The sequence below is a fragment of the Alteromonas sp. ABH4_456 genome (assembly GCF_056160645.1).
This window is the reverse complement of the sequence record NZ_JBSWXO010000051.1, coordinates 1-378: the sequence shown is the minus strand read 5'-3', so window position 1 is coordinate 378 and position 378 is coordinate 1. Positions and strand designations below refer to the sequence as shown.

The window sequence follows — 378 nt, the reverse complement described above, 5'->3', positions numbered from 1 at the left end:
CCCGGAAGTAGATTTCGACCAGGCGAGGCTTTGCGTGGAGTTCCACTTTTTCACCCACCAGTTGATGCGGCACCGAGTACAGGTGATTCTCATACTGCACATGGTAATCGATGTTCACCTTAGCATTGCGGATGTCGGTGTATTCATAGGCATAGCGCGGCAGTGGTTTTAAGGCGGGCTTATCCAGTTCATCGAACCACTGCTGACGCGTGCCTGTTATTTGTTTAAACGGCTTATTATTCACCTCTGTCAGCAAGGCGCTGATGCACTGGTTCAGCTCATGCAGCGAGAAGAAGGTGTGATGGCGAAGCCGGGCTAATATCCATCGTTCGATGATTTGCACACCCACTTCGGCCTTGGCTTTATCTTTAGGTTTAT

General features: G+C 50.0%; 1 protein-coding gene. It reads right to left on the bottom strand.

Features of this window, described 5'->3' with window-relative positions; genetic code table 11:
- On the bottom strand, positions 1-378 hold a 378-nt coding region (locus ACXAG2_RS20900; RefSeq protein ID WP_474870260.1), incomplete at both ends, for a Mu transposase domain-containing protein.